The following is a 19,392-nucleotide window of genomic DNA, read 5'->3' as shown; positions in this document are numbered from 1 at the left end:
TTATGTTAACAAAAATTAATAAAAAATGGAAATTAATTTTGTTTATTTATGTGATGTGCAACACTTGAAGGCTTCAAAATTAGCCATCTTCGTGTATTTGGGATACAAAAATGTGAAAGTGGGTGTCTGACACCTGCTTCAATCAGACACCCACTTCCACTTCTATTAAATCTTACCTCCCAAGCAGCTGATACAGCACTTGAGCCATCTCAGCCCTGGTGGTCATATCTTTTGGCATAATCCTGTTATCTGCCCCCGAGATGACACCGTTTCGGATCATCTCTGAAATCCCAGGTTTCGCCCACTCGGAAACCAACACTGCATCTGCGAAGCTCTCCAGAGCCGGTCTGGCACTGCTGTCGTCAACCGCTGGCATCTCATTCATAACTGTCAGCGCATTGTGAAGCAGCACCAGCATTTCCTCACGGGAAATGCTCCTGTCTGGCGCGAAGAGATTGCTGCCAATACCCTTGGCTATGCCAAGCGCCTTCGCGGTGTACAGCGCGTTCGTATAGTAAGTATTGCCAGCGTCTGTGAAGTTGACAATTAGAGTCGAAGCCCCAGCTTCCGCCGCGTCCTCCGCCTCAATCCCGTAAGCCTTCAGCAGCATATCCACAAATTGCGCGCGGGTTAGGGACTCTTGTGGGGCGAAGAGACCATCGGCAATGCCTGAGGTGATTCCTCGGGCGGCAATGAAGGAAACCGCTTCACGATACCAGGCGCCGGCGGCCACATCCCGGAACGCGACCGGATTGTGGGAGATTACAAACTTCGAGAAGTGCGGCGTCTTGAACACCACCATACCCTCCGCCGCCTCGTAATAGCCGCGAACGGCTTCAAGGCTGCTGTCGTCCATTAGGATGAAGATGACGATGCTTTCCGGTGACTCGCCGTCTTTCAGTTCATACGGAACCCGAACCGTCGCATAGCCGCCGCCGAATTCGGAAACGACTTCGCTGCCGTTTTTCACAGTCAGGTCGTACACCGGACGTCCCTCAACGCGCGCTTGGTCCGCCGCGTTCAACAGGTCCGGATCTATGGTACTGGCAGAAAAGGTGATCTCGCCGCCGTCATTTGCCGCGTGAATGGTTTCTAGGGCTTTGGCGTCAAAAGTCATGGCAATCCACGGCGCTGTGATTTGCAGGCTCGCGTCGCTCTGGTCGACGATCTTCTTCAGATTGCTCTGGAACAGGCTGACCTCGAGCTCTGATGGCTCAGTCGCCGTCCCGGAAGTCACCGCCACATTCAGGACGTCCGGCGCGTCCGTCCCCTCGGTGTCCGCCGCTTTTTCCAACAGCGCCTCGGTCATGGCTGTCGTGATCAAGACTGTGTCGACCCCGTCTTCAATTTTTGGCGCCGCCGTCACAGTATTCCAAGTGCTTTTGCCGATGGTCGCAGTCACCACAACCGGCGTCGCAGGCTTGTCATCATTATGATCACGGTCTCGGTCGACAGGATCAACCGGATCGACTGGATCCTCAGGTGCGGCTTCGCGGGTGATGGAAAGGGTGTAGGTTTTTGTCGTCAATCCATCTTCTGCGGCCACAAGAATTGAGATTAGATTAATTCCGATGTTAAGTTCAATGTTGTTTTTCTTACTTTCAACTGAATTAATAAATATTTTCGCCAGAGCATCTGATGCTGAAGTATCAACAGTTACAAATGTTGTAGAATGTGGGACTGTCGCGGTGTATTCCATGACAGAGCTGTTAAATACAGGTGAAAGAGCAACGGGTGAAATAGATAAAGCCTTAAGATCAGCGTTGTTGGATGACAAATAGGCTACAGATCCAAAAGGGTCGCTCATTTCTGGGAGGCCAATATGCCCATTAATGTCTACAGGCGTGGCCTCGAAAATAATGGATTTGTTGGCATCGTTTCGTTGAAGTGTATAGCCTTGTTCAACAGCACCTGAAATTTCAGTGTAACCAACAACTTCAGTCATGCCGGCATAGCCGGATTCGCTATTATAAGACCATGAATCAGGCTTTGAATCTATGATAGTGTAGGTTCCAGCAGGGATAGTGATTTTTGGATAGACTCTCCAGTAACCCTCCAGAACTGCATCCCAAGGTCCATAAACTGCACCTCCAGACTCGTGTAATGAAATTGTTCCAGGAGTGTCTGAAGTAGCATAATGATAATTGCTAATTTTTTCAATATAGGTTGGATCTGTTACTATAAATGACGCTGGAGTGGTTGGGCCACCTGGAGAACTTGTCACTCCGCCTGTGTTGTTGGTTGAATACAGCAAATAGTCCTCACCAAGAAGTGAAGGCGTGGAGGACACTCTTAACCATCTGAAAGTGGTGTCCCCCTCTTCGATATTTGCGGGGGAGGAATATTCGTATATTCCTGATAATTCTGCCCCGACTGATGGAGTCCCAGTAATTGAAACTTGTTCAGCCGATGGCTCAATTTGCATTACTTTCACCGTGTTGGCCAGATAGACTGGAGTGTATTCGTCGTATGTTGATTTTGAATACACGCGATAATCGCTGGAAAGAACATAATCGTCTTCTGAAATATCCTTGTTGTCAAGCTGCAGATATGGAGATGCTCCAATGATTGAACCGTTGATAATCACCATACCGCCATAATTGACGCTGGCGCCAGGGCCATGAGTTACAGTGACATTTCCATTGATGGTCAATGAAGGTGTTTCAACGTCAGCTTCAGCCAGATAGATATTCCCATTAACATTGCCATTGATGAGGATGTCGGAACTATTGCTAATACTTAAAGCGCTATCTCCGGTGCTGATGACATTACCGGTTATAGTTGCGGCTGGTGCGTTATGACCAATGCCGTTTCTGACATAGACTGCAGTTCCGCCAGTGATATTACCGACAACATCAGCCAATCCGCCGTATTCAACCGTCAAAGCGTAGGAACCTGAAAGATCACCTGTGATATCAATTAAGCCATTATATGCGGAAAATCCGCCATAATATGAACCGGTTACGTTGCCGGAAACGGTTATAGTCGCGGAATTTATGGCGTACACACCAGCGGTGTACCCAGTTGAGTTTCCAACGATGTTAATTTGACTTCCGGTGCCGGTAGCTAAAGCGCCAAAAATATTTTGATTGTTTAAGCCGCCGGGATAGACAGCGTGCAAATCTCCTTCAATGTTGATTACACCGCCATCAGTTGCATAGGCGGCTGATTTTTCAGGGCCTGCAGAGGTCACCATCAACAAACCATCATCATCGGGATCAGAAATATTAAGGGTCCCGTTATTCGTTGCATGGAGCGCATTGCCGGCAACGTCTTTAACTGTGAGATCGAAGCCGTTGAGATCAATAGACAAAGCTTTATTGTTTGCTTCAATGGTATTCGTATGGATAATGTTATCGAGCAGTTTAATGGTTTGTCCGTTAGTCACAGCCATTAGGGCTGCGTCTAATGTGGCGTATTCCACGGCGCTTTCCACAATCATACAAGTGAATTCAGGTGGCTGAGCATATACCACAGTTGAGGAGAGAGCAATTGATGGCAGGATCATTGCTAAGAGTGTAAATAATGATATCAGCTTTTGTCTCATTCGGGACCTCCTTGTATAGCATTAAAGTAAAAATCGAAAAGGGACTTATGCCAAAAGTATAATAAACTGTACTGCTGGAATCTATGATGCCAAACCATTTGTCAATGACAAATCTTGTCACGGTTTGTGACAAGATTTTTCGTTGGCGGATCCACGCTTTTGGTGGTGGTTGGTGAGAGGGGAGGAGAAATGACCATCGGCAGAAATCCTTGAAATGGGTGCTGGAAATATTATAGAATTTAAAAAATATGATGAGCCTGATCTCTCAGTTCAGAACTATGTAATCCGAAACGATATAGTTCCCAAAACTTTAAATCTCCGAAAGGATGAACTTAACAATGGAAAACCAGAGATTGAAAAACGAAATGCTTTCTGCGATCGACAACCAGATAGAAATGAATGATCCTAAATGCGTCAAAAGGACATTTGACAGGCTGATCGCTGCCGGAATCTCAAAGAAAGCTGCAAAAGAGAGGATGGCTGCGGTTCTGATTGAGGAAATGTTTTCCGTGATGACCGAAGGCAGGAAATTTGATGAGTCGCTCTATGAGAAAAAACTCAGCGCTTTGGTTGAGGACAGCTGTGTGGGCGTAGAGTTTAACGACGGGTCAGATTATTCCAATGAGCCCATTGGCGTCCTGCTGGAAAAAATCGCTTATAACAACGGCTACTTTCCGCGAGATATCCTGGAAACGCTGATTCGTCGAAAAGAGGAGGCGATCCCGGAACTTCTGAAGGTGTTGAAAATGGTCAACGAGTCACCAGTAAAATATTCCAAGGAGAAAGCCTATATGGCCCATTTGTATGCGGCCCATTTATTGGCACAGTTCAGGGTTAAAGAAGCCTATCCCATCTTGGTGGAATTAATGAGCCTTCCCGGGGAGTTGTCCCATGAAGTATTTGGGGACGGCATTACTGAAGTCGGCGGCAGGTTGCTAGCGTCTGTTTGTCATGGAGACTTGAGCCTGATCAAAGCTCTGGCGGAAAACAGCATGGCGGATGATTTTATGAGGATCCAGGCCGTCAAGGCCTTAGCTGTACTGGTGCTGCAAGGCGAGCTCGAACGGTCGTCCGTTATGGCTTATTACCGTCAGCTGCTTCTGGACCCAGGTGTTCGAAAAAGGCCGGAATTGCTTTCTCTTCTAATCATTACGTGCTGTGATCTCTATCCGGAAGACGTGTATGAGGACATTAAGGAAATTTTCAAACTGAAATTGAATGATAGACAAATTATTGACATCGATTCAGTTGAAGAGGACATGTTTGTTGGAAAAAGTGCCAGGCTTGAAGCTTCAAAACAGAAAATTCATTTACAATTTATTGATGACACGATCTTGGAGATGGACGACTGGTTCTGTTTCACTGAAAATTTCAGAAAATATTTTGACAGCAAGTCAGAGCCATCTAAGATTCAAGAAATCGCACCTAAAAAACCAAAAATTGGACGGAATGATCCGTGCCCATGCGGGAGCGGTAAGAAATATAAGAAGTGCTGTGGGAAGTAGACGGTAAAATTTGTGTGAGATGATGTGTTTTGAGACCATCGGCAGAGCTTTCTAAAAGCTTTAAAATGCTTTTAAAAGGGTACTAGCCGATGGTTTTTCATTCGCGTCAGATGCATGGAAAAGCGCCCCTCGGAGTGAGATCCGGAGGCGCTTGGTGTGAGTTGCCATCAAATTGTGAACCAATGTCACTTATTTCTTTACCTGTACCTGATACCACGAACGAAGTTGAAGAAGATGTTTTTGCTGAAAACTAGCAGCATCAATCTTTTCAAAATACTTTAACGTCATCGTTCCGAAAAACGTGCCAGGTACGGGGGTGCGGTACGTGGATGTATAAAGATAATCGTTGATCAAATGATAAAGTTGAGATAAAATTATGATAGACAAACAACACCGAATAGGAGGAAGGTTCCTATGATTCAAATTAGACCAATTTCAGATTTGAGAAATAAATTCACTGAATTAGAGAAAATTGTTAAAGAAGGTGAACCGGTCTATTTGACTAAAAACGGCTATGGCAGCATGGTCGTGATGAGTCTGGAAACCTTTGCGGATTTAACAAATGATATTGAAATGAAACTGGATGAGGCAGATAAACAAGCTGCTCTGGATGATAAGCGATATTCACATGATGACGTCTTCAAACAACTTCGGAGGCGTGTTAATGGCAAATAAATATACTGTTCAATATTTACCGTTATTTTACCAAGACTTTGTTGAGATCCTGGATTATATTAAATATTCACTGATTTTTATGTAGTCATAGATGAGTCTGTTAATGGTGAATGCGAATCTTCCATTTCAGAGAAAATAGTTGAAATTCGACGAATTTTATACAGTCAGAGAAATTATGATGAACTTCTTTGATTGGGATCATTATGTATAGCCATCACAGTTGCTGTGATGGCTTTTTACCGTCCGTTTTTAAGACATTCCGCCGATGGTCACCTCACCACCAACCCTCACAAAGTAACTATAAGAGCAATGGTGGTGATGAACATCAAAGGACCAGGAGGCGTTTATCGAGTGTGAAAGGGCGCATGATAGTATCATTGGAAATGATGAAATGGCAGATGGATGGAATATTTCAAGAGAAAATCCAGGGACATGAAAAGCGCCCCTGGAGAGAACTCCGGAGGCGCTTGGTGTGAGTTGCCATCAAATTGTGAATCAATTTCACTTATTTCTTTTTCTGTACCTGGCACCGCAAACGAAGTTGAAGAAGATGTTTTTGCTGAAAAACAGCAGCATGAATCTTTTCAAATCATTTGAACGTCGTCGTTCCGAAAAACGTGCCAGGTACGGGGGCGTGCGGGGGCGTGGGTACGGGGGCGTGAACGTTTGCGGTCTCGAAATTGTGCCAGGCATCGCTTCCGCCTGCATCAACTTTGCAGGGTATACCAGGGAAGGGGATAGGTACAGGGAGTTCAGTGACTGATTTTGTACTTTATATTCTTGCCTGATCCAACTTTTTCGATTAACCCTTTTTTCAGCATATTTCTCAATGTTACTACCGCTGTAGCTTGAGAAATGCCAACCTCAAGCTCTACCTCTTTTCGTCCGACCACTTTATTGAGTTGAAGCAATGTTAAGATCTGCTGCTCTCTTTGGCTTAACCCAGAAGATAAACGTTCTTTCATAGCGCTATATTTATAATTTGTATTTGGCAGTGTTATTTTAAAGGCGTGATCAGATACTTCGATCATTGGTTTAACCTCATAATCGTTATAGGCAGCCATCATTTTTGGTATGCCGGTGCCGTATGCCTCAATCAGCTTTAATCGATAGAAGATATTAGCCAAATGCTGATTGCGCAGTACCGAGACGCCCAGCATTATGTCATTGAGAGAAATGCCTTTGACCAGTCCACCGATGGTCACAATTTCCAAACGGTTATCATATAGGCTGATCAGAATGCTGCCGCTGTAAGCATAATCTCTGTGAACAACTGCATTAAGCAAGGCCTCTCGAATGGCTTCAATAGGGTAGTCTCGCTGATCCATTCGCTCTAAGCCTTTGAACTCAGACCTTGTTTTGTTATAGCGATCTATAAAGTCATAGGCTTCCTCAAGCTGAAGTAATATTGATCCGGTGAATTCCCTCCGTTCTTTAAATATGGTTTTTTTGTCACCTTCAAATACTGCCAGTTTAATCGTATGCATTGCCTGATCTGAAAAAAGCAGCCCGAGATTGGTAAACATCCCATCTTGATCAATCAAGTGCAGCGTCTTTTTTTGAGTGTCAAGAAATTCGACACCCATTTTTTCGAAATAGGCCGCTGCACCGTTAAAGGTCAATTGCTGATTTAATGACCGGGCGTTCTCGAAGCTATCGCCGCTGGTTTCTTTGATCATATTCAATATGGCAGCCTCGGTTGCAGGGACAGAGGATGCGCCTTGGCGGATGTAGACGCCTTCAGGCCGAATCCCCTTTCCATGTAGGTAATATGGGCGAGCGGTGCCCCGTTGGACGTGAATGACAAGGACGTTTTTACGATCAAACTGCTCAATAGAAATATCAGTAAACAATGTAACATCTGGCCGAATTGAATCGCGAATCATGTTTGACACACGCGTCATTAAATCATCTTTTTGAGTGATGCCCACGACGCTGCCATTATCCTGGATGCCAATGTATATTTTTCCGCCATCAGTATTGGCAAAGGCAGTGACGCTTTTTCTAATATCTTCAGTGTAATCGCGTTTCAGTTCAATCGTTTTGCTTTCTGTGAACACAAGATCCCCTCGCATTCCGATTATGATTCTGATGATTCTAATCGTTCTAATCGTTCTAATCATCATTATATCATCAGAATAGTTTGCGTCAATCCTTGGTGACCAGTGATCATTGGACGATTATCATGTAAGAGAAAAGCTAAAGACATGAAAAAGCGCCCCCGGAAAGAGGTTCGGAGGCGCTTGGTGGTAGTGTAAGTTAAATTGTGAGTCAATTTCACCAATTTCTTTTATCTGTACCTGCGGCTAACGCACTTTTCTGTACCTGGCACTGCAAACGAAGTTGATGAAGTTGTTTTTGTTGAAAAGAGGCAGTATCAATCTTTTCAAATCATTTGAACGTCATCGTTCCGAAAAACGTGCCAGGTACGGGGGTGGGTACGGGGGTGGGGGTGCGGGGGTGCCTTGGGGATGCATGTACCAACTCCTCCACCCTCTAAACCAACTCCTCCGCCCTTAGCAGCAGCACGTGATCCTTCTTAGCCTGCTTAATTAACGCGTCGCTAAAAACGTATTTTGAGAACAGAACATATTGAATTTCCCGGCCCTTTCTGATCAACTCGCCCCGTGCTTTCAACACTTCCAGGGTCTCCGTACCCATGGATTCGTTTCGCCACTTGCATTCCCCAACCAAAATGTGACTAGAAGTCACAGCGACGACATCCACTTCTTCCTCCCGTTTCCGATCGGGATTGTTCCCCCACCATCGGCCATAAGTCAGATAAGTTGGTTTGATATGACCCTCCCTGACTTCCCGCTGGATGTATTGAAGGCAGATGTTTTCGTAAGTAACCCCCATATGTGCATCTAATCCAGGTTGAATAACGTCTTTCCAGGCATTGTCGCTCATTCCCAAGCTGATGAGTGACAGGCAGGATGGCATGAAGCGGTACCAGAAACGATAGAGCTGGTCTGCCAGCCTGTAAATCGTCTTTTTCTGATTTTTCTCTTCGATAGGTTGCTGCTTCTCCAGAACGCCGAGATCGATCAAGGCCTTTAAATAGGCGGTTATATCTCGCGCGTCTTTCTTGGTCGCTGTGGCGATTTCATTTTGCCTGGAGGCGCCGTTAGCAACGGCTTCGATGATGGAATTATAGAGCGCCGGCTCCCTCATCTCCTGCTTCATCAAATTCATGGGCTCCTCGAGCAGGTGGCCGCTCAGCGATAAAAGCTCGCCTTTCACAGCAGATGGAAAGTCTTCATAAGCTGAAAAATACTCCAGATATTGAGGAATGCCGCCGCAGACCCCATACCCGTAGTAGCGGTCCTCCCAGCTCCAGCCTTTGAAGAACTCAAAACTTTCCCGGTACTGCAGCGGCAGTATTTTCATTTGAGCCGTACGCCTGCCGTAAAGCGGACTTTGGTAGCCGAGCACCTGATTTTCCATGAAACTCATGGAAGAGCCGCATAGGATCACAAACAAGTCCGTATCCTTCCACACATGATCGATCACCTTCTGAAGCACCGAGGAAATCGATGGATCCGATTGCGCCAAATAAGGATATTCATCTATGATCAGCACCAGACGCTTGCCATTCGCCTGAGCCGCCGCATAATGAAAAGCCTCCTCCCAGGAGTTGAAATGGTCTATATAGGCAGAGACCTCTGAAGGCAGTGCTGTTAAAACATCTCTGGAAAAAGCCCGCAGCGCCCCGTTTGCCTCCTGTTGTATACCGACGTGGAAGAGGGCAGCCTTATTCTTACAGAACTCCTGAATCAGCCGCGTCTTTCCCACTCGCCGCCGCCCGTATAGAACAAACAGCTGAAATCCGCTGGATTCATATCGCCGCTCAAGCTCTTGTAGCTCAAGTTCTCTGCCAATAAACATGTAACGACCTCCTCGCAACGTAATACGTCGTATCTTGTTACGATAACTATAACACGAAACAATTAATCTTGCAATTTTATCGAAATAAAATTCGTCGAAGTGTATTGCGATAAAATATCAGCGGGTTAAAGTCCTTGTATTGGCATTCGTATCACGAATACTCAACGCCGCATTTCCCAAAGACCTCTGCCGATGGTCGCCCATCTCTCCACCCATCCGGAGTAAACAATATTGTGGTAGAGTCAGATTAAGATCAATTGACCAGGTGGCTTTTCTCTTGACGTGAGAGGCTTTTAATGGTGCAAAGAAAATGTTCAGATTGGGCATCGGATTAATACTGACATGAGAAAAGCTAAGGACATGGAAAAGCGCCTCCGGGTAGAGCTCCGGAGGCGCTTGGTGAAGGTTTGAGGTAAATTTTAGATCAATTTCACTTATTTCTTTTTCTGTACCTGGCACTCCAAACGAAGTTGAAGAAGATGTTTTTGCTGAAAACTAGCAGCATCAATCTTTTCAAAATACTTTAACGTCATCGTTCCGAAAAACGTGCCAGGTACGGGGGTGGGTACGATAAAATATCAGCGGGTTAAAGTCCTTGTATTGGCATTCGTATCACTAATACTAAACGCCGCATTTCCCAAAGACCTCTGCCGATGGTCGCCCATCTCTCCACCCATCCGGAGTAAACAATATAGCGGTAGAGTCAGATGAAGATCAAATGACCAGGAGGCTTTTCTCAATTGTGAAAGGGCGCATGATGGTACCTTTGGAAATGACGAAATGGCTGATGGAGGGTATCTTGACGAGAGAAAAGCTGAGGACATGGAAAAGCGCCCCCGAAGAGAGCTCCGGAGGCGCTTGGTGAAGGTTTGAGGTAAATTTTAGATCAATTTCACTTATTTCTTTTTCTGTACCTGCGGCTGGCGCCTATCGCCCCCGCCAGCGAAGTTGAAGAAGATGTTTTGCTGAAAACTAACAGCATCAATCTTTTCAAATCATTTGAACGTCAGCGTTCCGGAAATCGTGCCAGGTACGTGGGGGTATATCCACGATCTGCATCAGTTGCTGAATTGACAAATTAGAAAATGTACGCTATGATGTACATAAATAGGGAGGTGTGTTTATGAGTACTACGAATGCAACTAATTTAAGAAAACATCTCTTTGATTATTTGAACTCAGCCATTGATTTCAATGATATCATTAAAGTCAATACAAAAAAAGGAAATGCAGTCATATTAAGCGAGCAAGAATATAATGGTTTAATGGAAACGCTGTATCTCTGTTCAGTGCCTGGGATGAAAGAACGCTTGACGGATGGCCTTAATGCAACACTTGAGGACTGCGAGGAGTTCAAATGGTGACATACAGAGTCGTCATATTGAAACAGGCAGAAAAGGACAAAGAAAAGATAAAACAGTATCCTGCTTTGAAAGGAAATGTTGAGAAACTGCTTGAAATAATTCAATCAAATCCTTATCAAAATCCCCCTCCGTATGAAATGTTGATAGGTAACATGAAAGGTCTTTACTCCAGAAGAATCAACCGACAACATAGGTTGGTTTACCGAGTCCTCGAGGAAGAAAAAGTGATCATGATCGTCAGCATGTGGACACATTATGAATTTTGATAAAGCCTTATTATTGATGCCATCACATATTGTGGTGGCTTTTTTGCTTTCATTTTTAAAGCTTTTGCCGATGGTCACCCACCCCTCAATCCTCGCAGAGTAAACATCAGAGCAATGGGTGCGGATGAAAATCAAAGGACCAGGTGGCTTTTCTCTTGACGTCAGAGACTATCAATGGTGCAGCGGTAACGCGCAGATTGGGGTTTGGATTAATTCTGACAAGAGAAAAACTAGGGACATGGAAAAGCGCCCCCGGAAAGAGCTCCGGAGGCGCTTGGTGAAGGTTTGAGGTAAATTTTGGATCAATTTCACTTATTTCTTTTTCTGTACCTGGCACTCCGAACGAAGTTGAAGAAGATGTTTTTACTGAAAACTAGCAGTATCAATCTTTTCAAAATACTTTGACGTCATCGTTCCGAAAAACGTGCCAGGTACGGGGGTGCGTGAACGTCATTGTTCCGAAAAACGTGCCAGATACGGGGGTGTGGATTAATTCTGAAATGAGAAAATCTAATGACATGGAAAAGCGCCCCCGAAGAGAGATCCGGAGGCGCTTGTTGTGAGTTGCCGTCGAATTGTGAATCAATTTCACTTATTTCTTTTTTCTGTATCTGGTACATAAATGCTCGGTTTTCAAAAGTCAGTCGCTGAAAGTATTCAAAAATCTATATCCAACAGCAAACAACTTCATCAACTTCGCTGGGTGTACCAGATACGGATGTGGGTACGGGGGTTATGGCATCATAACATAGGGGATACCAACAACAGCATGCGCGGCGATATAAATAGTGCCGCTGAAAGGTTTTTTAGACGTGAAGATCCCGGTTGTTGCATCGTAGGTGAAATTAGTTAATTCTTTAAATTGACCTGGAGCGTTGGTGTATTTTCCTTTTACCATTGGTAATGGAGTACTACCAACCCAGAAATGAGTTTCTCTTAAAACGATACCGTCGTTGATATTATATTTGATTGTGACAACACCATCAGTAGAATATGTCACATCAACAGTACCAACAATTTTAGAATCATCAATTTTGTTACCTCCAGCGCCTGCATATAGAATTAAGGTGTCAGAAGCTCCTCTTGAGAATGTACCGTTTGTCCAGCCCCAATTGGATAAGCCTAAATCGGTGAATGGAATATTACGAGTGATTGAACGACCCCATGCAGTTTCGTCATGGTACATAACCTGCCCATAATAATTGGCGTCATCTGAATCAGTGTAAGTTTCTCCGTCAAAGTCGCCAGTAGCTGTAGCGGTGTCTGTTTGCTGACCGGCAGCCCAAGGAAGAGAACCATAAGCGGTCAACTCTTCACCAGGTGCTAGTGTACTTGGGAGAACAAATGGAGTGGTGAGTTCGACATTGGAGAAGAAGTTAGCGATGACAGGCATGTCGCTGAGGGTTAAATCGGTCAAGGTGACATTTCCATCATTTTTGATGATGAATTTGAAGATCGGATCAGCCATCAGATAAGGGCCAGTAGCTTCGTCAGCATCTTCCCAAGAGTCTCCGTCCCAGATGTACTTTTCGATGTCTATTGAAGGCATCTGATCCGCAGTCACGGTCTCATCATCTTCGTTGGAATCAACCGGAGTTGTACCGAAGAAGCCGTGGCCCATAGCGGTGTTTTTGACAGAACCTGAGTCGAGGTCGGCCTGTGTGATGGTGTAAGAAGCTGAGAACTCGACGAATTCACCAGGAGCCAGGGAATCTGGAGCCGGGCTGGTCGTCATGGTGACAGTGGCTTTGTCATCATCAACGGTGAAAGGACCCGTCAGCGTGACGTTGCCGGAGTTGGTCAGCTTGTAAGTGTAACTGATGACATCGTCAACCGCGTCATAAGTGGAAGGAGATGCAGATTTGACGAGGGTGAGTTCAGGATTCTGATCCGCAGTCACGGTCTCATCATCTTCGTTGGAATCAACCGGAGTTGTACCGAAGAAGCCGTGGCCCATAGCGGTGTTCTTGACAGAACCTGAGTCGAGGTCGGCCTGTGTGATGGTGTAAGAAGCTGAGAACTCAACGAATTCACCAGGAGCCAGGGAATCTGGAGCCGGGCTGGTCGTCATGGTGACAGTGGCTTTGTCATCATCAACGGTGAAAGGACCCGTCAGCGTGACGTTGCCGGAGTTGGTCAGCTTGTAAGTGTAACTGATGACATCGTCAACCGCGTCATAAGTGGAAGGAGATGCGGATTTGACGAGGGTGAGTTCAGGATTCTGATCCGCAGTCACGGTCTCATCATCTTCGTTGGAATCAACCGGAGTTGTACCGAAGAAGCCGTGGCCCATAGCGGTGTTTTTGACAGAACCTGAGTCGAGGTCGGCCTGTGTGATGGTGTAAGAAGCTGAGAACTCGACGAATTCACCAGGAGCCAGGGAATCTGGAGCCGGGCTGGTCGTCATGGTGACAGTGGCTTTGTCATCATCAACGGTGAAAGGACCCGTCAGCGTGACGTTGCCGGAGTTGGTCAGCTTGTAAGTGTAACTGATGACATCGTCAACCGCGTCATAAGTGAAAGGAGATGCAGATTTGACGAGGGTGAGTTCAGGATTCTGATCCGCAGTCACGGTCTCATCATCTTCGTTGGAATCAACCGGAGTTGTACCGAAGAAGCCGTGGCCCATAGCGGTGTTTTTGACAGAACCTGAGTCGAGGTCGGCCTGTGTGATGGTGTAAGAAGCTGAGAACTCGACGAATTCACCAGGAGCCAGGGAATCTGGAGCCGGGCTGGTCGTCATGGTGACAGTGGCTTTGTCATCATCAACGGTGAAAGGACCCGTCAGCGTGACGTTGCCGGAGTTGGTCAGCTTGTAAGTGTAGCTGATGACATCGTCAACCGCGTCATAAGTGGAAGGAGATGCGGATTTGACGAGGGTGAGTTCAGGATTCTGATCCGCAGTCACGGTCTCATCATCTTCGTTGGAATCAACCGGAGTTGTACCGAAGAAGCCGTGGCCCATAGCGGTGTTCTTGACAGAACCTGAGTCGAGGTCGGCCTGTGTGATGGTGTAAGAAGCTGAGAACTCGACGAATTCACCAGGAGCCAGGGAATCTGGAGCCGGGCTGGTCGTCATGGTGACAGTGGCTTTGTCATCATCAACGGTGAAAGGACCCGTCAGCGTGACGTTGCCGGAGTTGGTCAGCTTGTAAGTGTAGCTGATGACATCGTCAACCGCGTCATAAGTGGAAGGAGATGCGGATTTGACGAGGGTGAGTTCAGGATTCTGATCCGCAGTCACGGTCTCATCATCTTCGTTGGAATCAACCGGAGTTGTACCGAAGAAGCCGTGGCCCATAGCGGTGTTTTTGACAGAACCTGAGTCGAGGTCGGCCTGTGTGATGGTGTAAGAAGCTGAGAACTCGACGAATTCACCAGGAGCCAGGGAATCTGGAGCCGGGCTGGTCGTCATGGTGACAGTGGCTTTGTCATCATCAACGGTGAAAGGACCCGTCAGCGTGACGTTGCCGGAGTTGGTCAGCTTGTAAGTGTAACTGATGACATCGTCAACCGCGTCATAAGTGAAAGGAGATGCAGATTTGACGAGGGTGAGTTCAGGATTCTGATCCGCAGTCACGGTCTCATCATCTTCGTTGGAATCAACCGGAGTTGTACCGAAGAAGCCGTGGCCCATAGCGGTGTTCTTGACAGAACCTGAGTCGAGGTCGGCCTGTGTGATGGTGTAAGAAGCTGAGAACTCGACGAATTCACCAGGAGCCAGGGAATCTGGAGCCGGGCTGGTCGTCATGGTGACAGTGGCTTTGTCATCATCAACGGTGAAAGGACCCGTCAGCGTGACGTTGCCGGAGTTGGTCAGCTTGTAAGTGTAGCTGATGACATCGTCAACCGCGTCATAAGTGGAAGGAGATGCGGATTTGACGAGGGTGAGTTCAGGATTCTGATCCGCAGTCACGGTCTCATCATCTTCGTTGGAATCAACCGGAGTTGTACCGAAGAAGCCGTGGCCCATAGCGGTGTTTTTGACAGAACCTGAGTCGAGGTCGGCCTGTGTGATGGTGTAAGAAGCTGAGAACTCGACGAATTCACCAGGAGCCAGGGAATCTGGAGCCGGGCTGGTCGTCATGGTGACAGTGGCTTTGTCATCATCAACGGTGAAAGGACCCGTCAGCGTGACGTTGCCGGAGTTGGTCAGCTTGTAAGTGTAGCTGATGACATCGTCAACCGCGTCATAAGTGGAAGGAGATGCGGATTTGACGAGGGTGAGTTCAGGATTCTGATCCGCAGTCACGGTCTCATCATCTTCGTTGGAATCAACCGGAGTTGTACCGAAGAAGCCGTGGCCCATAGCGGTGTTCTTGACAGAACCTGAGTCGAGGTCGGCCTGTGTGATGATGTAAGAAGCTGAGAACTCAACGAATTCACCAGGAGCCAGGGAATCTGGAGCCGGGCTGGTCGTCATGGTGACAGTGGCTTTGTCATCATCAACGGTGAAAGGACCCGTCAGCGTGACGTTGCCGGAGTTGGTCAGCTTGTAAGTGTAACTGATGACATCGTCAACCGCGTCATAAGTGGAAGGAGATGCAGATTTGACGAGGGTGAGTTCAGGATTCTGATCCGCAGTCACGGTCTCATCATCTTCGTTGGAATCAACCGGAGTTGTACCGAAGAAGCCGTGGCCCATAGCGGTGTTTTTGACAGAACCTGAGTCGAGGTCGGCCTGTGTGATGGTGTAAGAAGCTGAGAACTCGACGAATTCACCAGGAGCCAGGGAATCTGGAGCCGGGCTGGTCGTCATGGTGACAGTGGCTTTGTCATCATCAACGGTGAAAGGACCCGTCAGCGTGACGTTGCCGGAGTTGGTCAGCTTGTAAGTGTAGCTGATGACATCGTCAACCGCGTCATAAGTGGAAGGAGATGCGGATTTGACGAGGGTGAGTTCAGGATTCTGATCCGCAGTCACGGTCTCATCATCTTCGTTGGAATCAACCGGAGTTGTACCGAAGAAGCCGTGGCCCATAGCGGTGTTCTTGACAGAACCTGAGTCGAGGTCGGCCTGTGTGATGGTGTAAGAAGCTGAGAACTCGACGAATTCACCAGGAGCCAGGGAATCTGGAGCCGGGCTGGTCGTCATGGTGACAGTGGCTTTGTCATCATCAACGGTGAAAGGACCCGTCAGCGTGACGTTGCCGGAGTTGGTCAGCTTGTAAGTGTAGCTGATGACATCGTCAACCGCGTCATAAGTGGAAGGAGATGCGGATTTGACGAGGGTGAGTTCAGGATTCTGATCCGCAGTCACGGTCTCATCATCTTCGTTGGAATCAACCGGAGTTGTACCGAAGAAGCCGTGGCCCATAGCGGTGTTCTTGACAGAACCTGAGTCGAGGTCGGCCTGTGTGATGATGTAAGAAGCTGAGAACTCAACGAATTCACCAGGAGCCAGGGAATCTGGAGCCGGGCTGGTCGTCATGGTGACAGTGGCTTTGTCATCATCAACGGTGAAAGGACCCGTCAGCGTGACGTTGCCGGAGTTGGTCAGCTTGTAAGTGTAGCTGATGACATCGTCAACCGCGTCATAAGTGGAAGGAGATGCGGATTTGACGAGGGTGAGTTCAGGATTCTGATCCGCAGTCACGGTCTCATCATCTTCGTTGGAATCAACCGGAGTTGTACCGAAGAAGCCGTGGCCCATAGCGGTGTTCTTGACAGAACCTGAGTCGAGGTCGGCCTGTGTGATGATGTAAGAAGCTGAGAACTCAACGAATTCACCAGGAGCCAGGGAATCTGGAGCCGGGCTGGTCGTCATGGTGACAGTGGCTTTGTCATCATCAACGGTGAAAGGACCCGTCAGCGTGACGTTGCCGGAGTTGGTCAGCTTGTAAGTGTAACTGATGACATCGTCAACCGCGTCATAAGTGGAAGGAGATGCGGATTTGACGAGGGTGAGTTCAGGATTCTGATCCGCAGTCACGGTCTCATCATCTTCGTTGGAATCAACCGGAGTTGTACCGAAGAAGCCGTGGCCCATAGCGGTGTTTTTGACAGAACCTGAGTCGAGGTCGGCCTGTGTGATGGTGTAAGAAGCTGAGAACTCGACGAATTCACCAGGAGCCAGGGAATCTGGAGCCGGGCTGGTCGTCATGGTGACAGTGGCTTTGTCATCATCAACGGTGAAAGGACCCGTCAGCGTGACGTTGCCGGAGTTGGTCAGCTTGTAAGTGTAACTGATGACATCGTCAACCGCGTCATAAGTGGAAGGAGATGCAGATTTGACGAGGGTGAGTTCAGGATTCTGATCCGCAGTCACTGTCTCACTATCCGGATCCGACTCAGTCGTCCCATCCGTAGCGTACGCTGTATTTGTAACGAATCCTGCATCCAGGTCGGGCTGAGTGATGGTGTAACTGGCCGTGAAATTGGCCGTAGCGCCAGGAGCGAGGGAAGCTACAGAAGCAGGGCTTGTGGTGGCTTTGTCATCGACTACGTAAACATCGTAAAGAGTGATGTTTCCTGTATTGGTGACTACATAACTGTAGTTGATAATATCCCCAACCGCATCATAAGTGGAAGGAGAAGCTGATTTTACGATGGTCAGAGCAGGCATTGGAATAATGGTTGCTTTTCTTACCCCCCACTCCTCAAAACCAGCGTTGGCAGGGTTTAGATTTCCGTGTACAACAACCATAACGGCATAACCTGTATTGTCATCAAACCAGTCAGCAGGAACAAAAACTTTATAGTCTGGTTTACCACTACCAGTATTTACACCGTAGTCCAATACAACCGTATAGTTTTTTTCAGTATCCAGATCATAAATCAGATCTATGCTACCGCCCGGAGGTGTGTCAAACGAATATGTCGTCATATCGTATAACCCTTCCAGATTCGATGAGCTAGTCTGCCAAATCTGAAGAACTTCTGTGCTCAAGTATTGGCTTGGAATTCCTGAGACTTGGTTAATGTCAACTGCAAATTCTCTATACCATATTCCATTAATTTCTACTAACGGAACACTAGTCATCGGGAGAGCACTGGTCTTTGAATCGCCTTCATCATAATCAGCAACTTTACCACCTGAGTTAAAACCTCTCTCAACTAGATTGTTTTGAATTGCCAAATAAGTGTTGAATACGCCGGTGCCGCTAGATTCTGTACCGGGGAAATAATCCCATAATGCTCCACTTAAAGTTTTTGGTGCAATCGGATTATCAATTGGTGTTGCAGGCATATCAGCAGCATACATTGTAACAACTTCATCATCGGTTAAGCTTTCAGACGCAGCAACCGACACCCCCGAACCAAACGGGATCAACAATAACAAAAGTGTCAAAATCCAAAGATACTTCCTCACCCTCCCTTTGGAGGTGGGATAACCTAACATATTTCTCACTCCTTTGATTCATCAAAGTCATTGAGTGAATTTCACATTTTCTTGATTTCGAAATCAAAAAACCGACCCTGCACAGGTCGGTTACGCCACTCGCTCAGCCCGGCATAAGGCGTCCATCTATAGCCGGACTTCATCGCTCCCTTAAAAATTACAAGACAATGCAGAATCACAGACCCTCGAGGATCCGCCATTCCGCACATGCGATTTCCGCCAGCCTATTCAATCACCAGCCAGGAGCATTATTTTATTTGGATGCTTCCTTGTTGCTGCCTCTCTATGATTCAATGGGTGCTGTCTGCTTCTGTGCAGATCAGGTGGTCACCCTATGATTAATTGCGTCTGTGCTCTGTCTATGCGTCAAATAATCTGTGATTATTGGAAGGTCAATTGAACTGCCGGCATGCCTCTTGACTGACCATCGGCATCCCTCCTTTAAATCCTTAAAAAACAAAATCCGACCCACAAAAATACTGGGGTCGGTTACGCCTTTGGCTCCTTCCGGATCATGGGCGTCCACACTGGACCCGGAATTCATTGCCACCACCAATTTACTTTAGCGTATTGTAATGAACGTACCACGCCTTCGCTAGTAGGCGCGTGTCCACTCCGCTCAAATATTGGAAGTGCGAAGTCATTCCTAAATATACCCATGTAATCAAAAAGTAATTACATTATGTAAACAAAATTTGAATAATGTTATTCGAAATTCGTTTGTTCATTATTTAACCAGGCGGCGATGACACATCCATATAGCATCATTCGATAATAAATCAACAGTGATCGCCAGATACTCACCA

At 46.9% G+C, this 19,392-nt stretch carries 9 protein-coding genes and 2 pseudogenes; 7 read left to right on the top strand and 4 right to left on the bottom strand.

Annotated features, from left to right (window positions below; translation table 11 throughout):
- Positions 1-172: 172 nt before the first annotated feature.
- Positions 173-3,547, bottom strand: coding sequence for an S-layer homology domain-containing protein (locus AC4PHM_RS11955; RefSeq protein WP_492017987.1), 3,375 nt, complete (start codon positions 3,545-3,547; stop codon positions 173-175).
- A 326-nt stretch (positions 3,548-3,873) separates the two neighbouring features.
- On the opposite strand from AC4PHM_RS11955, the pseudogene AC4PHM_RS11950 reads away from it, so the two are divergent.
- The 4 genes and pseudogenes from AC4PHM_RS11950 to AC4PHM_RS11935 form a co-directional block, all read left to right on the top strand.
- Positions 3,874-4,896, top strand: a pseudogene (locus AC4PHM_RS11950) (DUF1186 domain-containing protein); the annotation flags it as partial.
- 78 nt (positions 4,897-4,974) lie between these two features.
- Positions 4,975-5,052, top strand: a pseudogene (locus tag AC4PHM_RS11945) (SEC-C metal-binding domain-containing protein); the annotation flags it as partial.
- A gap of 414 nt (positions 5,053-5,466) precedes the next feature.
- Positions 5,467-5,727, top strand: a complete 261-nt coding sequence (locus AC4PHM_RS11940; RefSeq protein WP_492017986.1) for a type II toxin-antitoxin system prevent-host-death family antitoxin — start codon at positions 5,467-5,469, stop codon at positions 5,725-5,727.
- A gap of 402 nt (positions 5,728-6,129) precedes the next feature.
- The gene (locus AC4PHM_RS11935) at positions 6,130-6,324 is read left to right on the top strand and encodes a hypothetical protein (RefSeq protein WP_492017985.1); all 195 of its coding nucleotides are present in this window, start codon (positions 6,130-6,132) and stop codon (positions 6,322-6,324) included.
- Positions 6,325-6,479: 155 nt separating this feature from the next.
- Here the strand turns inward: AC4PHM_RS11935 and AC4PHM_RS11930 are convergent, their stop codons facing one another.
- Complete coding sequence (locus AC4PHM_RS11930; protein WP_492017983.1) at positions 6,480-7,787, bottom strand: RNA-binding domain-containing protein; 1,308 nt, start codon at positions 7,785-7,787, stop codon at positions 6,480-6,482.
- Between the two features lie 436 nt (positions 7,788-8,223).
- A complete protein-coding gene (locus AC4PHM_RS11925; RefSeq protein WP_492017982.1) occupies positions 8,224-9,615 on the bottom strand; it encodes an ATP-binding protein in 1,392 nt (463 codons plus the stop codon).
- Between the two features lie 742 nt (positions 9,616-10,357).
- Here AC4PHM_RS11925 and AC4PHM_RS11920 point away from each other — a divergent pair.
- From AC4PHM_RS11920 to AC4PHM_RS11910, 3 genes are all read left to right on the top strand, one after another.
- A complete protein-coding gene (locus AC4PHM_RS11920; protein ID WP_492017981.1) occupies positions 10,358-10,480 on the top strand; it encodes a hypothetical protein in 123 nt (40 codons plus the stop codon).
- Positions 10,481-10,738: 258 nt separating this feature from the next.
- Complete coding sequence (locus AC4PHM_RS11915; RefSeq protein WP_492017980.1) at positions 10,739-10,978, top strand: type II toxin-antitoxin system Phd/YefM family antitoxin; 240 nt, start codon at positions 10,739-10,741, stop codon at positions 10,976-10,978.
- Entirely contained in the window at positions 10,972-11,244 is a 273-nt protein-coding gene (locus AC4PHM_RS11910) for a Txe/YoeB family addiction module toxin (protein WP_492017979.1), read from the top strand. Before AC4PHM_RS11915 ends, AC4PHM_RS11910 begins: the two co-directional genes overlap by 7 nt.
- 733 nt (positions 11,245-11,977) lie before the next feature.
- Here AC4PHM_RS11910 and AC4PHM_RS11905 read toward each other — a convergent pair.
- The gene (locus AC4PHM_RS11905; protein WP_492017978.1) at positions 11,978-18,070 is read right to left on the bottom strand and encodes a DUF7507 domain-containing protein; all 6,093 of its coding nucleotides are present in this window, start codon (positions 18,068-18,070) and stop codon (positions 11,978-11,980) included.
- Positions 18,071-19,392 lie beyond the last annotated feature (1,322 nt).

It is taken from the genome of Acidaminobacter sp. QWL-03 (assembly GCF_058683855.1).
Note: the sequence above shows the minus strand (reverse complement) of the source record. Positions and strands in the feature narration are given on the sequence as shown.

What these genes read in the sequence shown, in the direction of transcription:
- AC4PHM_RS11955 (WP_492017987.1), bottom strand. Translation starts at nt 3,547, where the DNA reads ATGAGACAAAAGCTGATATCATTATTTACACTCTTAGCAATGATCCTG.
- AC4PHM_RS11940 (WP_492017986.1), top strand. Translation starts at nt 5,467, where the DNA reads ATGATTCAAATTAGACCAATTTCAGATTTGAGAAATAAATTCACTGAA.
- AC4PHM_RS11935 (WP_492017985.1), top strand. Translation starts at nt 6,130, where the DNA reads ATGGAATATTTCAAGAGAAAATCCAGGGACATGAAAAGCGCCCCTGGA.
- AC4PHM_RS11925 (WP_492017982.1), bottom strand. Translation starts at nt 9,615, where the DNA reads ATGTTTATTGGCAGAGAACTTGAGCTACAAGAGCTTGAGCGGCGATAT.
- AC4PHM_RS11915 (WP_492017980.1), top strand. Translation starts at nt 10,739, where the DNA reads ATGAGTACTACGAATGCAACTAATTTAAGAAAACATCTCTTTGATTAT.
- AC4PHM_RS11910 (WP_492017979.1), top strand. Translation starts at nt 10,972, where the DNA reads ATGGTGACATACAGAGTCGTCATATTGAAACAGGCAGAAAAGGACAAA.
- AC4PHM_RS11905 (WP_492017978.1), bottom strand. Translation starts at nt 18,070, where the DNA reads ATGACGACATATTCGTTTGACACACCTCCGGGCGGTAGCATAGATCTG.